Origin of the sequence: Acinetobacter sp. YH12211, from assembly GCF_013418015.1 — a bacterium.
Taxonomy (GTDB): domain Bacteria; phylum Pseudomonadota; class Gammaproteobacteria; order Pseudomonadales; family Moraxellaceae; genus Acinetobacter; species Acinetobacter towneri.
Genome location: NZ_VPCW01000005.1, coordinates 28892 through 46085, shown reverse-complemented (window position 1 = coordinate 46085; position 17194 = coordinate 28892). Strand labels below are relative to the sequence as shown.

The following is a 17194-nucleotide window of genomic DNA, read 5'->3' as shown; positions in this document are numbered from 1 at the left end:
TTACGTTCAGACGTAGGAGACAGCGTCTTTTGCAAACTTTGCGCGCGTCAAAATGTGGTTTATCTACCGCTCAATTACCTTCTTCCATTTTAGATGTTCTAGATGCTTTAACCAAAGCAGGCTATGAAGCCTATATCGTCGGTGGTGGAGTTCGTGACTTAATGTTAGGGCTAAATCCGAAGGATTTTGATGCCGTAACCAATGCCACACCCTCACAAGTGAAAGAAGTTTTCGGACGACGTTGCCGAATTATTGGACGACGTTTTGAGCTGGCGCATGTCTATGCAGGGCGTGAACTAATTGAAGTGGCCACTTTCCGTGCGCCACCGAAAAAAGCTGTGACTTCTGCGGCGGGGATGATTCTGCGCGATAATAACTGGGGCACAATCGAGCAAGATTTTGCCCGTCGTGACTTTTCAATCAATGCGTTGTATTACCAGCCACGCAAAGGCATCGTGTTAGATTTTTGCAATGCCGTAGATGATATAAAGCACAGAAACTTGCGTTTATTGGGCGATCCAACTTTACGTTTTGAAGAAGACCCAGTGCGTATGCTGCGTACTTTGCGTTTTGCTGCCAAATTAAATTTCAATATTGATCCAAAAATTCTTAAAATTTTTACGCCTGAAATGACGCAGTTATTGCGTGATGTATCGCCACACCGTTTATATGATGAGTCGCAAAAACTCTTTACGATGGGACATTTAAATAAAGTCCTGCCGATGTTGATTGAGTTTGGTATTTGGCGTCAGTTATTTGCCGACATCAAGCCAGACATCAACTCATTTATTGAACGTGCAGCAAAAAATACCGATCAACGGATTACGATTGGTAAAACCATCAACCCTGCATTTTTCTATGCGGTGCTGTTGTGGCAACCGTTTTTAGAGCGTTGTGACTTTTATCTTTCTAAAGGTGTGGTGGCAGCCGAAGCGCGAGCCCAAGCAGGTTTAGATGTACTGAAACGTCAGGCGACACGTACCATTATTCCTCGTTTTGCTGAAACTTTTATTCGTGAAGTTTGGGAAATGCAAACCCGTTTATTGCAACCGAAACCACAGCAAATTGAAGCATTGTCTGGGCATGCGCGTTTCCGTGCAGGTTTTGACTTTTTATTACTGCGTGAAAAAGCAGGCGATAGCTCGACTTTAGGAATGGGTCAGTGGTGGGATGCCTACCAGCTTATGAGCACCGATGAAAAAGAACGTGCGATTGCCCAATATAACCGATTACGTGCCAAGAGCCGCCGTAAAACAGCGCAAGAACCTGTTGATGTGGCACCAGCAACACATGCTGCCGATATGCAGATTGAACCCTTGGTGAATGAGCCTGAGCCTCGTAGTCGACGTGCGCGTAAAGCCAAACAGTATGAAGAAAATCGGGCGCAATTGACTGCTACAGCAAACGGTTCAGGTATTGGTGCAGATCATCCGATTTTAAAACGTAAACGTGTGCAACGTGATTTAAGCCAAGTGATTTTTGGGCCAACACAATGAGCAACATCACCTATATTGGTTTAGGCAGTAATTTGGGCGATTCGCGTCAAATTTTGACTGAAGCGGTGCAAAAACTGGCAACTTTGGGGCAAGTGCAGACTTCTAAACTGTATCAAAGCCCACCAATGGGGCCACAAGATCAGCCTAATTATTTGAATGCTGTGGTACGTTTAGATACCGAACTTGAAGCCTTGGCATTGTTAGATGAATTACAGCGTTTTGAACAAGAGTCGGGTCGGGTACGTTTACGCCATTGGGGTGAGCGTACGCTAGATTTAGACTTGTTGATTTATGCTGATGCCAACATTCAAAATGAACGTCTGACTGTACCGCATGTAGGGGTATTAGAACGTGATTTTGTCGTCATCCCGCTGTTAGATTTAGATGCTAACTTAAGTGTCAAAGGACAATTATTAAAACACTCACCATTGCTTGAACATCCGAGCTTAACTGTTGTGGATGCAGGCAATTGGGCAGGGCTATAAAGTTTTAAATTAAGCATGCGTGATGCTTTTTCCATAGAGGAATATTTTCATGATTAGTTTAAGTGACCTAAGAAAATTTAAAGCGGAAGGTCGAAAATTCTCCTGCCTGACTTGCTATGATGCAAGCATGGCGAAAGCAATGGAAATTGCTGAAATTGATACGATTTTAATTGGCGATTCTTTGGGTATGTCTATTCAGGGGCGTGACTCAACCTTGCCTGTCAGCGTGGCGGATATGGCTTATCATACTGCGGCGGTGCGTCGTGGTAATCAACATGCTTTTATTTTGACTGACTTGCCATTTATGAGTTATGCCACCTTAAATGATGCATTGCAAAGCTCGAAAGAGGTGATGCAAGCGGGTGCACAAATGGTCAAAATGGAAGGTGGTGCATGGCTCAGCGAAACCGTTGCAACACTGACCCGTAATGGTATTCCTGTCTGTGTACATTTAGGTTTAACGCCACAATCGGTGCATGTATTTGGCGGTTATAAATTACAGGCACGTACCCGCGAAGCTGCAGATAAACTGATTGCTGACTGTAAAGCTGTGGTAGAAGCAGGCGCGGCGATTCTGTTACTAGAATGTGTGCCAGCACAGCTAGGTCAAGAAATTTCTGCCTTGTTCCCTGAAATTCCAGTGATTGGGATTGGTGCAGGTGCAGACACTGACGGTCAGGTACTAGTGGTGCAAGACATGCTGGGGCTGACTTTTGGTCGTGTCGCAAAATTTGTACGTAACTTTATGAAAGAACAAGCGGGTGAAACTGCCATTTTGGATGCATTTAAAGCCTATCATGCTGCAGTTCAAGATGGTTCTTTCCCTGCACGTGAACAAACTTTCCAAGTCGAGTTGTAATATGAAAACTGAAACCACAATTCAAGGCTTAGCGGCTTCATTACAGCCTGCACGCGCTGCGCGTAAAACCATTGGTTTTGTTCCGACTATGGGCAATTTGCACGAAGGGCATTTGACCTTGGTGCGCGAAGCGAAAAAAATATGTGATGTGGTGGTGGTCAGTATTTTTGTCAATCCAATTCAATTTGGCCCTAATGAAGACTTTGACAGTTATCCGCGAACTTTAGACCAAGACAGTCAATTGTTGGCAGAAGTCGGTTGTGACATTATTTTTGCGCCTTCAGTTGAGCAAATGTATGGCAGCAAACCACGTTTGACCAATATTTCAGTGAGCGAGATTACGGCAGACTTATGTGGCTTGCAGCGTCCTGGACACTTTGATGGTGTTGCGGTGGTCGTGACCAAGTTATTCAATATGGTACAGCCAAACTATGCTTTCTTTGGTGAAAAAGACTATCAACAACTGGCAGTCATTCGTCAGTTTGTACGTGACTTGAATATTCCGCTAGAAGTGATTGGTGTGCCAATTGTACGTGCAGCAGATGGTTTGGCACTTAGTTCACGCAATGGGTATTTGAGCGCTGAACAGCGTCAAATTGCACCGACAATCTATCAAAGTTTAAAGGCTGCTGCACAAGCATTACAGCAAGGTGAAACTTTGTCACAAGTGTTAGCGAATATTAAAGCAACATTGACAGCAGCAGGCTTTGTTGTGGACTATGTAGAGGCGCGTACAACAGAATTGCAGAAAATTGAAGCATTTAGTGAAGATCTGGTGTTGTTCGTTGCAGCAAAATTGGGCAATACACGTTTAATTGATAATTTGCAGGTCAAACATTCTGCATAGCTGGCAATAGAAGGGTTGCATGCCATGAAACGTATTTTGATCGTGACAGGTCAATCGGGTTCAGGAAAATCTTCGGCATTACAAGTGTTGGAAGATTTGGGTTATTACTGTATTGACAATTTACCTTTGGCATTGCTTCCCGAAATTGTGGATAAACTGGATCAGGAAAATAACTTGGAACAGTTGGCATTGGGGGTAGATGTACGCAGTACCCGTGCCGACTTGCAAGAGTTTGATTTGGTATTTGAGCAACTGCAAAAGCATGGTTCAGTCGATATTATTTATCTGACCACGCAAGATCAGGAATTGATTGCCCGTTTTAGCGCATCACGCCGTCCGCATCCACTCTCTAGCCGTTTTAAAAGCTTGAATGAATGTATTCAAGAAGAAAAAAACTTGTTGATGCCGATTCAGTTCCGCTCTACGGTTCATATTGATACCACTGACAAAAGCGTGCATGATTTAAAACATGTGTTGTTGTCTAAGCTTGGGCAAACTGACAACCTGATTGTAATTTTACAATCCTTTGGCTATAAGCACGGAATCCCCTTAGATGCCGATTATGTGTTTGATGTGCGTCATTTGCCCAATCCACATTGGGATTTGGAGCTAAGAAAACATTCAGGCTTAGATGCACCTGTGCAGAAATTTTTGCAACAAAGTCCGCAAACCCATGAAATGTTTCAGGACATCCATCAGTTTTTAGAAAAATGGTTGCCAGCCTTTGCCGAAGGACATCGACACTACATCACCATTTCAATTGGCTGTACGGGTGGGCAACACCGTTCCGTTTATATCGTAGATAGACTAAAAAAAGCACTTGAGGCAAAATGGTCTATTCAAGTCTTACACCGAGAAATGAAGCACTGGTCATGATTGACACAACTGTTGACGTAATTAATAAACTAGGTTTACATGCACGGGCATCTGGGAAGCTGATTGAAGTGACCACCAAATTTCGTTCGTCAATCCAAATTGGTAAAGGCGACAAATTGGTTGATGCCAAAAATATTATGTCCTTGCTCATGTTAGGTGCAGGCAAGGGAACTACTTTACGCTTGGTGATTGATGGTGCAGATGAAGAAAAAGCTTTATCTGATATTCAAGCACTGTTTGCAGCAAAATTTTACGAGGCAGATTAATCGTGGCACGTCGACCGCAACGTTTTACCGAAGATGACTTTGAATCTTTAGAAGGGCGTGCAAGTAAAACCGAACAGAAAAAAGCCGTACAACGTATGGCTGCACTGGGCGAACAATTGGCGCAGTTAAGCGCCAAACAAATTCAGAAACTTCCAGTAGAAGAGCGTTTAATTGATGCTTTACTGGAATTGCAAAGCATTACTTCACATGAAGCACGTCGTCGTCAGTGTCAGCGTATTGGTAAATTGTTGCGTAATGAAGATGAAAGCGTAATTTTGTCTTATTTGACACCGCAACAAGGTGCGAAAAAAACCGCACAGTTACAGCGTTGGGTGGAACGAATTATTAAAGACGGCGACCCTGTGATTAATGATTTTGGTAAAACCTATAAAGCGGCTGAACGTCATACACTGCGTCAGCATGTGTTGCGTATCCACCGTGATATGAAACAGGAAGTGTCTGCGGAAGAACTTGAAGCATCTAAGCTCAAGTTGTTTAACTATGTGCAGCAAGTGGCTTTGCTGTCAGAAAACTAAGCTATCAGAGAACCAAGTGATCAAACGCGAGCTTGTCTGATTGCAATAAAAAACGACTCATAACGAGTCGTTTTTTATTGTCTTTTATGTGTAAGGATTTTCAAATTTTAGCCGAACTCACCGACTGAACGCTCTTTGGCCCATTCACGCAGTACAAATTTTTGTAATTTACCTGTCGATGTTTTTGGAATTTCAGTAATCACCACATCCTTTGGTACTTTAAAACGCGCCAAATGTTGACTGCAATAGGCAATAATTTCTTCAGGGCTGACCTGCTTGCCTTCTTTCAGTTCAATAAAGGCACACGGGACTTCCTGCCAACGTGGATCTGGTTTTGCCACCACTGCAGCAGTCAAAATTGCAGGATGTTGATACAACACCTCTTCCACTTCGAGTGAAGAAATATTTTCACCACCTGAAATAATCACATCTTTAGAGCGGTCAGTAATTTTGGCGTAGCCATCGGGTTGGCAGACAGCTAAATCGCCCGTATGGAACCAGCCACCTGCAAATGCTTCTGCGGTGGCTTCTGGGTTTTTCAAATAACCTTTCATCACGATATTGCCACGGAACATAATTTCGCCCATGGTTTTGCCGTCTTTTGGTACAGGTTGCATGGTTTCTGGGTCTAAAACTTTCATGCCATCTTGCAGCGGATAAGGCACGCCTTGACGCGAATGTAATTGTGCTTGTTCTTGAATGGATAGGTCGCTCCAGCCTGCTTGAGAAGCACACAGCGCAGATGGGCCATAGGTTTCAGTTAAGCCATAAACGTGAGTTACGTTAATGCCAATATTGCGCATACCTTCAATAATTGCTGCTGGCGGTGCAGCACCCGCAACCATCACTTCAACACGGTGATCAAACTGAGTCTTTTTCTCCTCAGGGGTGTTGATGAGCATCGACAAGACAATTGGCGCACCGCAGAAATAATCGACTTTGTGCTCTGCAATTAATTTAAAAATCAGTTCAGGGTCGACTTTACGTAAGCAGATATTGGTGCCACCGTTGGCTGCCATCGTCCATGCAAAGCACCAGCCATTACAGTGGAATAGGGGCAGTGTCCATAGGTAGGTTGCACGTGGGGTCATCCCGCAGGCAATAATATTACTGGCTGCATTAATGTAGGCACCGCGATGATGATAGACCACGCCTTTCGGGTTGCCTGTCGTGCCAGACGTATAGTTCAGGCTAATTGCATCCCATTCATCTTGTGGCAAATGCCATTCAAAATTTGGGTCACCTTCAGCCAGCCAAGTTTCGTATTCAATCTGTCCGATGCTAAGGGCATTGGCAGCATGCTCATATTCTGCATCGTTGACATCAATCACGTAAATTTCATGATTGACCATCGCTAAGGCTTCTTGTGCCAAAGCCGCAAATTCAGGGTCAACCAAAAGCACTTTGGATTCTGCATGATCGAGCATAAACGCCAGTGTTTTGGCATCTAAACGAGTGTTTAGTGTGTTCAGCACTGCACCCGCCATTGGCACAGCAAAGTGTGCTTCTAGCATGGCAGGAACATTCGGAAGCAGCACCGAAACAGTGTCATTTTTGCTGATGCCTAAATTTTGAAGTTGATGTGCAAATTGGCAGCAGCGCAAATAAGTTTCGCGCCAGGTAATTTGACGTGAACCGTGAATAATCGCGTTTTGGTGCGGGTAAATATAAGCTGCCCGTTCTAAGTAACGTAACGGGGACAAGGCGACAAAGTTCGCAGGGGTACGCGGTAATTCATCGTATGCGCTGACCATTGTTATTCTCCATAATATGTGTCGTTATTTTATCCAACTTAAAAAGATAGGGATTTTATGGCAGCTTTGCAGTTATGCTTTAGTCGAAAATCTGTTGTTTTTGTTTTGAATCGCTTGTAAGTACATTTAAAAAATAGTTTAAGTAAAATTTAGCAGCTATTTTTTATTCAATAAAAATAGTAGCTTATTGGAAAATATTAACTTATTCTGTCATTTGGCTTTTATAGAGTGATGGGCTGAGACCTGTCCAACGCTTAAATGCACGTCGAAATTCGCGTAATTCACTAAAGCCAAGTTGTTGGCTAATTTCAGTCATGCTCAAAGGCTGTTGTAGCAGTTGTTTGGCTTTATTTTCCAAAACGTGTTGGCGCAGGTTTTGGAAGTTGCAGCCTTCGGCAAGTAATTGTCTGCGTAAATGTCTTTCGCTCATTTGAAAATGTTGTGCCGCTTGGTGCATATCAAAGTGCTGAGGTAAATGCTGTTCGATTAGATAACTCAACACGTGTGCATATTGCTGTTGATTAATCGCCTGCATATCCTGATACGCTTGTTGGCAGACACGCAGGGCGGTGCTGTAATTGGCGGCACTAGAGGTTTTAATTTGGCGTCCTAAAATCTCTGGTCGGAACACCAAAGCATTCATGTATGATGAAAAGTGCAGAGGACATTGATAATGCACCTGATAAGCCTCTAAATAGTCGGGTTGGGCAAAACTAAAATGCACTTCGACCAAATCTTGATGATTGCCAAGCATGACGTCTAAGCAGCTAACAATACTGGAGAGGACTTCATCGCAAAAAAAGCGCAGTAAGTTCCCCGTGGGATAACGCTCTTTCATCACCAGTGTAGGAGAGGTCGAGGAAAAATCGTACTCCAAATCCATCACACTGCCTGAAATGGGATGGTACTGCAGTCCTGTCTGTAAGGCTTCTACAACATTTTGACTGGACACCATGGCAAAACCGAGCATGCCCATGGAAATCAGCCCCTTGTCACGTCCAATTTCTAAGCCTAAATGTGCACATTGAGTGTCTTGCAGGGCGCGTGTCACCACTTTGCAAATATCTTGAAATGAAACAAAACCATTGCCTTGGACGATTTGATCAAGATCTTGAGAAATTCCCTGAAACCATGGTTGATAGGGGATCTGTTGTTCTTTGGCGTAATGAATCAGACCTGACAATAAGGCAGGCGGCACGTGCTGCAGCAAGTAGTTTGAAGTTGCTGACATAAGTCCGATTATCCCCCCATGCCATTGTCGCTTTGACCCTTATTTGCCGTGATGCAATTTTGTTTAATGGCGTTGATCAGCGTCATGACTGATTGTATAGATGAAAAGGAATACGATTGCAATGTATTTGGTGGGTTGGGATAAACAGGAAATTCATATTCAGCCAAAAGGGCTTGCCATGTTTGGTTATGGCAACTGGAAACATCGTGCCTATGAACAACGAACAGCTTTATTTGCCCGCAGTATTTGTATTCAAACCTTAGACAATGACTTATTAATTTTTTGCTGTCTGGATATGGGGTGTGTGACCTATGCCATGCGTCATTTAGCGATACAGCGTTTACAGCGTAAACTGGGGGAGCGTTTTCAGCCGCAGCGTTTGGTATTGATGGCAACGCATACTCATTCTGCACCTGGCGGTTGTGCACATGAAGCGTTGTACAATATGCCCACACCTGGTTTTGTGCCTGAACATTTAAATGCAGTGGTCGATGCGATTGTGGGCAGTGTGCTCAAAGCTTTGGCGACCCAGAAAAAACCGATATTTATATGAGCAATGGTCGTTTTGCAGAAGAAACGCCAGTGGCATGGAATCGCTCTTTAACAGCGTATAACCGTAATCCTGATGTATCTCGTAGAACGCTGGAACAGGCACATTTGGCCTTAGATCGTGATATGCAATTGCTTGGTTTTTATCGCGAAGGTAATTTACAGGCAGTTTTTTCTTTATTTGGGGTGCATGCTACCTGTTTAAGCAGTCGTTTAAGCGCTCATGATGGTGATAACAAAGGTTATGCCGCACTTTGTACCGAGCGTGCACTGCAACAACGTGGGGTCAAAAATCCTGTGGCAATTTTTGCCCAAGCCGCAGCGGGTGATGTTTCTCCACATTATCATGGCCCTGAGCAGTCACAGGTACGTGCTGCAATGCGCGATGAAAAAGAATACGAATATACACAGCAAAATGGTCGCTATCAAAGTGAATTGGCACTGAAAGCTTTGGCACATAGAGGTACGCCGTTAATGGGAGCTTTAGATGCTGTGTGCCATTATGTCGATTTAAGCAATATTGAAATTCCAGTTGAATTTGCGATGGGGCAAACAGATGCAAAAACCAGTGCAGCCTGTCATGGTGCAGCATTTTTTGCAGGAACACCTGTAGATGGTGCAGGTGTGGCACAACCGATTTTTAAAGGTATGCAATGGTTAGCGCAGCGAGTGAAAAAGAAAAAGTTGAGTAATCCTCAAGCCGAAGATTATACCTATTATCAACAGCTATATGCCTCACAAGGCCCCAAAGATATTGTGCTGGAATGTGGTTCTAAAACCATTTTTGGCAAGCCACTGAATCATTATCCTAAATTTTTAGACAAACTGATTGCAGAAATGAACAAGCAGGCCAGTGTAGGCGCAATTGATCATAGCTTGTTGGTACCGAATGTAGTGCCATTACAATTAATTAAAATTGGCGACTTAACCTTGCTGTGCTGTCCTGGGGAAATTACTACTGTTGCAGCTAAGCGGCTCAAAGTAACCGTACAACAAGAATTGGAATCGACTCAAAAAGTATGGTTGGCTTCATATTGCAATGATTATATGGGCTATGTGACCACCTTCGAGGAATATCAACAACAAGCCTATGAAGGTGGTCACACTTTATATGGACAGTGGACTTTGGCAGCGTTGCAAACTAAATTTCAATATTTCGCAGAGCAATTGAATTTGCCTATTCCACAACGCGATACAGCATCGTTATTACCGCCCGCTGTACCTTTGGATGAATTAGAAAAAAGAACATATCGTGACAGTTTGAAAGCTAATGCGCTAAATGAATTGTAGTTTTTTTATACATTGTTCCATGTGAAACATATTCTAAATCATGTACTAGTCAGGAGGTTAATCTAAATCAATATGGATAGAGAGGTCATTTATCTCATCCATGTGTCTCTATTTTTTTAATGCGGTACTTTAAAAAGTAACGCAAAACAAACTGCAATAAAAATAAATGCCACGCAGAAAAAGGAAGGATTATGAAACAGCGTTGGAGTAACTGGTCTGGAAAGCAAACAGCCTATCCAGACTTTTTACAGCCGAAAAATGTAGATGAACTGAAAAAAATTGTGCGAAAGCACGACAAAATTAGAATGGTCGGAGCAGGGCATTCCTTTAGCCCCTTAGCCACAACCGATGATGTGATGGTGAATTTAGATCATATTCAGGGGGTGCATCAATTTAATGCACAAAAGCAGCAATGCACCTTACATGCAGGGACTCGGCTGTACAAACTGGGTGAATGTCTAGCTCCGATTCATCAGGCGCTGCAAAATCAGGGCGATATTGATCATCAGAGTTTGGCAGGTGTGGTTGCAACAGGAACACATGGCACAGGTGTGGATTTACCTTGTCTATCGGCTTTGGTGACTGATTTTGAACTGCTCACAGCAGAGGGTGAGGTGTTGCAATGTTCACCTGAACACAATGCTGAAATTTTTCAGGCAGGTCGGGTCGCGCTGGGCAGTTTTGGGGTGATGACCAAAATCACTTTACAAAACCGTTCGCGCTATAAACTCAAAGAGCAGCTACGTTTATGTGCCTTGAGTGATATTTATCAATATATAGACCGTTGGAAGCATCAACATCGCCATATTGAGTTTTGGGCATTTTTACACAGTGATCAGGTGATTTTAAAAACCTTAGATGAGAGCCGAGGATTGACGGATCCTCGTCCGCAATATTGGTTATCAGAAGACCGTTTATTAAATTTTTGTTCGGAAATAACCCGTGTTTTTCCACAGTTAAATCCGTATTTACAATCTTTGTTGGGCGTGTTTATCAAACCGAGTACTCATGTCGATTGGTCGAGTCAAATTTTCCCAACGCCACGCAATACCAAATTTAACGAAATGGAATACCAATTGCCTGCCGAGCAAGGTTTGGCGTGTTTAGAAGAATTATTGGCGGTTTTGAAACAACAGCGTGTCGCCATGTTTTTCCCAATCGAGTTTCGCTATGTCAAAGGCGATGATATTTGGCTGAGTCCTTTTTATGGACGGGATTCGGTGTCTATTTCAATCCACCAATTTTATAAACAAGATTGCCAACATATTTTTAAATGGGTTGAACCGATTTTACAAAAATATCAGGGACGTCCACATTGGGGCAAATTGCACAGTATGCAAGCGGATCAATTACGTGAGTTATATCCAAAATGGGATGATTTTATGCAACTTCGTGAGCAGCTTGATCCACAGCAAAAATGGATTAATCCATATTTAAGACAAATTTTCACGATTCCAAGTTTGAGTGCAGCGTGATGTTCAATAAACAACTCAAGCAATCGCAAAATAAGAGCATTCAATTAGGGAGCGTGACATGCAAAGTGATTATTTTCAGCAACTCACCCACAGTTTGCAGCAACAGGGTACAGGAACACCGCAACTGATTGTGGATATGGCACGTTTTCAGCATAACTTGGATTATGTTGCAGCCCATTTGCCTGCACGGTTGCAACCACGACTGGTGGTGAAATCGCTAGCGTGTTTGGAGATATTGCAACACGCAAGCCAAAGTCTGAATACGCAGCGTTTTATGTTGTTTCATCTGCCACATTTGTATGAAGTGATGCAGCACTTTCCACAAGCAGATGTACTGTTTGGCAAGCCAATGCCAATACGTGCGGTAGATGCTTTTTATCAGCAGGTGATGGCGTCTGCTGAGAATATCCAATTGCATTTACAATGGTTGGTTGATCAACCTGCACGTTTACAACAGTATTTACATTTGGCACAACAACGCCAGCTTTGTTTGAATATTAATCTTGAAATTGATATCGGTTTGCATCGTGGTGGGGCGCAAGATCATGCTGGATTTATGCAAATGCTGGAATTGATTCAGCAGCATCCACAACATTTAAAACTGTCAGGTTTGATGGGGTACGATGTGCATGTGGTGAAATTACCAAATGTATTTCATGCACAAGCCAAAGCCTATCAACACTCACAGCAGCAATATAGAAATTATAAACAACTGATTCAGCATCATTTTCCAAAGTTGTGGCAGGATGACTTGTGTTTTAACGGTGGTGGTAGCCTGACATTTATGCAGCATTGTCAGCACAGTGAATGTAATGATCTGGCTTTTGGTTCGATGTTGCTTAAACCCAGTGATTTTGATTTAAAAATCTTGTCAGATTTGCAATCGGCTTTGTGGATTGCAACACCTGTTTTAAAGGTATTGGCTGCGGTACAAGTGCCAGGCTTAGATCGTTTGCAGTCCTATTTGCCACAATCCAATCAAGCCATTTTTGTTTATGGTGGCTATTGGATGGCAGATTATGTTTATCCTGAGAGCAGTCATCCACATGCTTTATACGGACGCAGTAGCAACCAAGAGTTGATTCAAGTACCCAAACAGCATCGCATCCAAATAGATGATTATGTATTTTTACGCCCGCAACAGAGTGAGGCGGTGTTGCCACAGTTTGAAGCGGTGTATGCCTATCAACATGGACAATTCACGCCGTGGGCAACCTTTAGGGAATAAAAACAGCTGAAATGCCGATTCTTTGGCTTTTTTAGTACACAAAGGTTTAAACCTGTACGCAAGCCGTGTAAAATTTAAGGCGCTTTTTATTTATACACCGTTTTTATCTTTTGAGGGTCTCCCTTAATCATAATCTCGCGGTGATATGCTCCATGGTACGGGGCATCACTCCTTAAGGATTTTTATCTATGCCTATTATCACTTTGCCAAATGGCGATCAAAAACAGTTTGATCAAGCCGTATCTGTGATGGAAGTTGCTCAAAGCATCGGTCCGGGTCTTGCCAAAAATACAGTTGCTGGACGTGTGAATGATCGTTTGGTCGATGCCTGCGATTTAATTACCGAAGACGCAACCCTACAAATTATTACGCCTAAAGATGAAGAAGGCGTAGAGATTATCCGTCACTCATGTGCGCACTTGGTGGGGCATGCGGTAAAACAGCTTTTTCCTGAAGCGAAAATGGTGATTGGCCCTGTCATTGAAGAAGGTTTCTACTATGACATCTGGATGCCTCGTCCATTTACGTTAGATGATTTGGCAGCAATCGAAGAGCGTATGAAAAAGCTCATCGACCAAGATTATGATGTTGTGAAAAAAATGACCCCGCGTGATGAAGTAATTGCAGAATTCACAGCGCGTGGCGAAGAATATAAATTACGTTTGATTGCAGACATGCCAAACGAAACCCAAATGGGCTTGTACTATCATCAAGACTATTTGGATATGTGTCGTGGTCCACACGTTCCAAACACTAAATTCTTAAAGTCGTTCAAACTCACCAAAATTTCAGGCGCTTATTGGCGCGGTGATGCGAAAAACGAACAGTTACAACGTATTTATGGTACGGCTTGGGCGGACAAAAAACAGCTCGCAGCGTATATCAAACGTATTGAAGAAGCAGAAAAGCGTGACCACCGTAAAATTGGTAAAGCTTTGGACTTGTTCCATATGCAAGAAGAAGCACCAGGCATGGTGTTCTGGCATCCAAATGGCTGGACGATTTACCAAGTACTTGAGCAGTACATGCGTAAAGTACAACAAGACAACGGTTACCTAGAAATTCGTACCCCGCAAGTGGTCGATTTCACGCTATGGGAAAAATCAGGACATGCTGCCAACTACGCAGACAATATGTTCACTACCCATTCTGAAAACCGTAACTATGCAGTAAAACCAATGAACTGCCCATGTCACGTACAAGTCTTTAACCAAGGGTTAAAGTCATATCGTGATTTGCCAATTCGTCTGGCAGAATTTGGTTCATGTCACCGTAACGAGCCATCAGGTTCACTGCACGGCATTATGCGCGTACGTGGCTTTACTCAAGACGATGCCCACATTTTCTGTACCAAAGAACAAATTGGGCCAGAAGTTGCAGACTTCATCAAACTGACTTTAGATGTTTATAAAGATTTCGGTTTTGAAGAGGTGCAAATGAAACTGTCTACACGTCCTGAAAAACGTGTGGGAGATGATGCACTTTGGGATATGGCAGAAAAATCTTTGGCTGATGCCTTGGATGCTGCAGGTCTGGAATGGGAGTTACAACCGGGTGAAGGTGCGTTCTACGGCCCGAAAATTGAATTCTCACTGAAAGACTGCTTAGGTCGTGTGTGGCAATGTGGTACAATTCAGTGTGACTTTAACTTGCCTGAGCGTTTAGAGGCATCTTATGTCACTGAAGACAATGATCGTGATCAGCCTGTAATGTTGCACCGCGCAATTCTTGGCAGCTTTGAACGATTTATTGGTATACTTATTGAGCACTATGCAGGCTTTATGCCACCATGGTTAGCGCCAGTGCAAGCTTGTGTCATGAATATTACCGATTCACAAGCTGCTGCAAGTGAACAGGTCGTCGCAAAACTTAAAGAAAACGGTATTCGTGCTATTTCTGACTTGAGAAATGAGAAAATCGGCTTTAAGATTCGTGAGCGTACATTAGAGCGTATTCCATACTTACTGGTACTTGGGGACCGTGAAGTGGAAGAAGGAACGGTAAACGTCCGTACTCGCTCAGGAACAAATTTGGGTACTATGTCAATTGATGCTTTCATTGACCTAGTGAAAACAGCCGTCGCAGAACGCGGCCGGTATATTGTGGAGTAACAGCGATTAAACAGCCTGACCGTAATCAACAGGGCGGAAAATCTAACCGTCCTGCTTTGAATGATGAAATTCGTGCAAAAGAAGTCCGTCTTGTAGACGAAAATGGTGAGCAAAAAGGTATTGTAAGCTTGGCTGATGCATTACGCGCAGCAGAAAGCGTTGACCTTGACTTGGTGGAAATTGTGGCAAATGCCGAACCACCGGTGTGCAAAATCATGGACTTTAACAAGCATTTGTTTGATCTAAAGCAAAAGCAGAAAGAAGCGAAGAAAAAACAGCATCAAGTACAGGTGAAAGAAATCAAGCTCCGCCCTGCGACTGATGTTGGTGATTACAACGTAAAATTACGTGCAATTATCAAATTCCTTGAAGAAGGGAACAAGGTAAAAATCACTTTACGCTTCCGTGGTCGTGAAATGGCTCACCAACAGTTAGGTTTGGCTCAATTGCAAAAAGTTGAAGCAGATGTAATTGAATATGGTGTAGTTGAACAAGCACCAAAAATGGAAGGTCGTCAAATGGGTATGTTGCTTGGTCCTAAAAAGAAAAAGTAATCCCATCTTGAACAAAAGAAGCACTGCACCTTGGCGGTGCTTTTTTTTGCGTGATGAAAGTGAGCATCTATGTTTCATGTTTATGAGATATGCCATTCGATAAAAAAACTCTACGCAGCGACACGCAACAAACGCTTAAAAACATGCTATAACTAAAACCGCAGTAGAAGAATGCTGGTCAAAAAGCAAAAAAAGTAATGAAGGATAAAACATGATTGATCTTTATTATTGGGGCACCCCCAACGGTCATAAAATTAGTATTGCACTTGAAGAAATGGGTTTGGAATATCAAATTTTCCCCATCAATATTTCAGAAGATGATCAATTTCAGCCAGATTTTTTAAAAATTTCGCCCAATAATAAAATTCCTGCAATTGTCGATCAGAACGGTCCGCGTGGTGAGCCAATCTCTGTGTTTGAGTCGGGTGCAATTTTGCAATATCTAGGGCGCAAAACTGGCATGTTTTATCCTACCGATGAACAGGAGCGTGTTGAGGTAGAGCAGTGGCTCATGTGGCAAATGGGTGGTTTTGGTCCAATGTTAGGACAGAATCATCATTTTAGCCGTTATGCACCAGAGAAAATTCCTTATGCGATTGAACGCTATATCAATGAATCCAAGCGTTTGTATGGCGTGTTAAATAAGCAGTTGATGGGGCAAAAGTACGTGGCGGGCGAATATTCAATTGCTGATATGGCTATTTTGCCGTGGGCGTTACGTCATGACTGGCAAAATATTTCGCTGGAAGATTATCCGTATGTACAAGACTATATTACACGGCTGACTGCGCGCCCTGCAGTGCAGAAAGCACTCGCGATTCAAGTTTAAATCTACTTTTATGCTAAGATGCCAGCCACCTGATACCTCACTTTTTCAGGTGGCTTTTTTATTGGATGAGCTATGCAAGAATTTTTTTTAAACTTTACCAAGATTGTTGAGCAAAATGCCAAAGTGTATTGGAGCATTATTTTGGGCATTGTGTCTTGCTTGATCTTATTTGTGATCGAAGCATTTCATGTGCAGAATATGATTGCGGCTTTAAATAGCACAGATCAACAGGTTTTACGTGCTGCGATTGAGCCTGTTACTCAGCGTTATACATGGGCACGTGCGGCACTTATTTTGCTTAGTATTTTTTGGGCGAGCTGGGAATATCGTAAAACCAAGCAGGCTTTAGGGCTTTAAATCGTCTATGCTTTGGACGCTGTTTGGTTTATTTTTATCTGCATTTGGTGCGGCAACTTTATTGCCTTTACAGTCCGAAGCTGTGTTGTTGGGGCTGTTATATGAAGGCAGCTATGCACCCATTTGGCTGATTAGCATTGCCAGTCTAGGCAATATTTTAGGTTCTTGTGTGAACTGGTATTTGGGACTCAAGATCGAACATTATAAAGATAAAAAGTGGTTTCCTGTTTCGGCTACACAATTAGAAAAAGCACAGCACACCTACGCCAAATATGGGTTTTGGTCTTTACTGCTCAGTTGGGTGCCGATTATTGGTGATCCAATTACGCTGATTGCAGGTTTAATGAAAGAACATTTTGCCCGTTTTGTGTTGATGGTGAGTCTAGCCAAAATCGGGCGTTATCTGTTTATTTATTTTGTTTATACATGGGTTTAAGCAAGCAACCCCTAT

General features: G+C 42.9%; 16 protein-coding genes and 1 pseudogene. 15 read left to right on the top strand and 2 right to left on the bottom strand.

Going from position 1 to position 17194, the window contains the following annotated elements:
* Positions 1-29 precede the first annotated feature (29 nt).
* Genes pcnB through yjgA form a run of 7 tightly spaced genes read left to right on the top strand, consistent with a single transcriptional unit; the run spans position 30 to position 5365 of the window.
* Positions 30-1496, top strand: coding sequence for a polynucleotide adenylyltransferase PcnB (gene pcnB / locus FTU98_RS04175; RefSeq protein ID WP_131260755.1), 1467 nt, complete (start codon positions 30-32; stop codon positions 1494-1496).
* Positions 1493-1981, top strand: coding sequence for a 2-amino-4-hydroxy-6-hydroxymethyldihydropteridine diphosphokinase (gene folK / locus FTU98_RS04170; RefSeq protein ID WP_178318752.1), 489 nt, complete (start codon positions 1493-1495; stop codon positions 1979-1981). Before pcnB ends, folK begins: the two co-directional genes overlap by 4 nt.
* Positions 1982-2030: 49 nt before the next feature.
* Positions 2031-2840 carry a 3-methyl-2-oxobutanoate hydroxymethyltransferase gene (panB, locus tag FTU98_RS04165; RefSeq protein WP_004975120.1) on the top strand — a complete coding sequence of 270 codons (810 nt, stop codon included), beginning with the start codon at positions 2031-2033 and terminating at the stop codon, positions 2838-2840.
* Between the two features lies 1 nt (position 2841).
* Positions 2842-3687, top strand: a complete 846-nt coding sequence (panC, locus tag FTU98_RS04160; RefSeq protein ID WP_004975122.1) for a pantoate--beta-alanine ligase — start codon at positions 2842-2844, stop codon at positions 3685-3687.
* A 24-nt stretch (positions 3688-3711) separates the two neighbouring features.
* A complete protein-coding gene (gene rapZ / locus FTU98_RS04155; protein ID WP_179997074.1) occupies positions 3712-4563 on the top strand; it encodes an RNase adapter RapZ in 852 nt (283 codons plus the stop codon).
* A complete protein-coding gene (locus tag FTU98_RS04150) occupies positions 4560-4829 on the top strand; it encodes an HPr family phosphocarrier protein (protein ID WP_026438354.1) in 270 nt (89 codons plus the stop codon). The genes rapZ and FTU98_RS04150 overlap by 4 nt, the downstream gene beginning before the upstream one ends.
* Positions 4830-4831: 2 nt before the next feature.
* The gene (yjgA, locus tag FTU98_RS04145; RefSeq protein WP_180050485.1) at positions 4832-5365 is read left to right on the top strand and encodes a ribosome biogenesis factor YjgA; all 534 of its coding nucleotides are present in this window, start codon (positions 4832-4834) and stop codon (positions 5363-5365) included.
* 107 nt (positions 5366-5472) lie between these two features.
* On the opposite strand, the gene FTU98_RS04140 is transcribed toward yjgA, so the two are convergent.
* Both FTU98_RS04140 and FTU98_RS04135 read right to left on the bottom strand, forming a co-directional pair.
* On the bottom strand, positions 5473-7119 hold the full coding sequence (locus tag FTU98_RS04140) for an acyl-CoA synthetase (protein ID WP_180050482.1): 1647 nt from the start codon (positions 7117-7119) through the stop codon (positions 5473-5475).
* A 202-nt stretch (positions 7120-7321) separates the two neighbouring features.
* On the bottom strand, positions 7322-8350 hold the full coding sequence (locus FTU98_RS04135) for an AraC family transcriptional regulator (protein WP_004975134.1): 1029 nt from the start codon (positions 8348-8350) through the stop codon (positions 7322-7324).
* A gap of 121 nt (positions 8351-8471) precedes the next feature.
* On the opposite strand from FTU98_RS04135, the pseudogene FTU98_RS04130 reads away from it, so the two are divergent.
* The 8 genes and pseudogenes from FTU98_RS04130 (at position 8472) to FTU98_RS04095 (ending at position 17179) form a co-directional block, all read left to right on the top strand.
* A pseudogene (locus tag FTU98_RS04130) lies at positions 8472-10189 on the top strand (neutral/alkaline non-lysosomal ceramidase N-terminal domain-containing protein).
* Positions 10190-10380: 191 nt separating this feature from the next.
* Positions 10381-11664, top strand: a complete 1284-nt coding sequence (locus FTU98_RS04125) for a D-arabinono-1,4-lactone oxidase (RefSeq protein ID WP_167846245.1) — start codon at positions 10381-10383, stop codon at positions 11662-11664.
* Positions 11665-11722: 58 nt separating this feature from the next.
* Complete coding sequence (locus FTU98_RS04120; protein ID WP_180050479.1) at positions 11723-12892, top strand: alanine racemase; 1170 nt, start codon at positions 11723-11725, stop codon at positions 12890-12892.
* A 188-nt stretch (positions 12893-13080) separates the two neighbouring features.
* Entirely contained in the window at positions 13081-15003 is a 1923-nt protein-coding gene (gene thrS / locus FTU98_RS04115; protein WP_004975142.1) for a threonine--tRNA ligase, read from the top strand.
* A gap of 5 nt (positions 15004-15008) precedes the next feature.
* The gene (gene infC, locus FTU98_RS04110; RefSeq protein WP_096902435.1) at positions 15009-15557 is read left to right on the top strand and encodes a translation initiation factor IF-3; all 549 of its coding nucleotides are present in this window, start codon (positions 15009-15011) and stop codon (positions 15555-15557) included.
* 211 nt (positions 15558-15768) lie between these two features.
* Positions 15769-16386 (top strand): glutathione S-transferase N-terminal domain-containing protein, encoded by a 618-nt coding sequence (locus FTU98_RS04105; RefSeq protein ID WP_004975146.1) that lies wholly within the window; start codon positions 15769-15771, stop codon positions 16384-16386.
* Between the two features lie 72 nt (positions 16387-16458).
* Entirely contained in the window at positions 16459-16743 is a 285-nt protein-coding gene (locus FTU98_RS04100) for a hypothetical protein (RefSeq protein WP_179991363.1), read from the top strand.
* 7 nt (positions 16744-16750) lie between these two features.
* Positions 16751-17179, top strand: coding sequence for a YqaA family protein (locus FTU98_RS04095; RefSeq protein ID WP_004975149.1), 429 nt, complete (start codon positions 16751-16753; stop codon positions 17177-17179).
* Positions 17180-17194 lie beyond the last annotated feature (15 nt).

Coding starts and splice junctions, on each gene's coding strand:
- FTU98_RS04120 (WP_180050479.1), top strand. CDS start 11,723: ATGCAAAGTGATTATTTTCAGCAACTCACCCACAGTTTGCAGCAACAG.
- FTU98_RS04095 (WP_004975149.1), top strand. CDS start 16,751: ATGCTTTGGACGCTGTTTGGTTTATTTTTATCTGCATTTGGTGCGGCA.
- FTU98_RS04125 (WP_167846245.1), top strand. CDS start 10,381: ATGAAACAGCGTTGGAGTAACTGGTCTGGAAAGCAAACAGCCTATCCA.
- FTU98_RS04100 (WP_179991363.1), top strand. CDS start 16,459: ATGCAAGAATTTTTTTTAAACTTTACCAAGATTGTTGAGCAAAATGCC.
- FTU98_RS04150 (WP_026438354.1), top strand. CDS start 4,560: ATGATTGACACAACTGTTGACGTAATTAATAAACTAGGTTTACATGCA.
- panB (WP_004975120.1), top strand. CDS start 2,031: ATGATTAGTTTAAGTGACCTAAGAAAATTTAAAGCGGAAGGTCGAAAA.
- rapZ (WP_179997074.1), top strand. CDS start 3,712: ATGAAACGTATTTTGATCGTGACAGGTCAATCGGGTTCAGGAAAATCT.
- panC (WP_004975122.1), top strand. CDS start 2,842: ATGAAAACTGAAACCACAATTCAAGGCTTAGCGGCTTCATTACAGCCT.
- FTU98_RS04135 (WP_004975134.1), bottom strand. CDS start 8,350: ATGTCAGCAACTTCAAACTACTTGCTGCAGCACGTGCCGCCTGCCTTA.
- FTU98_RS04140 (WP_180050482.1), bottom strand. CDS start 7,119: ATGGTCAGCGCATACGATGAATTACCGCGTACCCCTGCGAACTTTGTC.
- thrS (WP_004975142.1), top strand. CDS start 13,081: ATGCCTATTATCACTTTGCCAAATGGCGATCAAAAACAGTTTGATCAA.
- folK (WP_178318752.1), top strand. CDS start 1,493: ATGAGCAACATCACCTATATTGGTTTAGGCAGTAATTTGGGCGATTCG.
- FTU98_RS04105 (WP_004975146.1), top strand. CDS start 15,769: ATGATTGATCTTTATTATTGGGGCACCCCCAACGGTCATAAAATTAGT.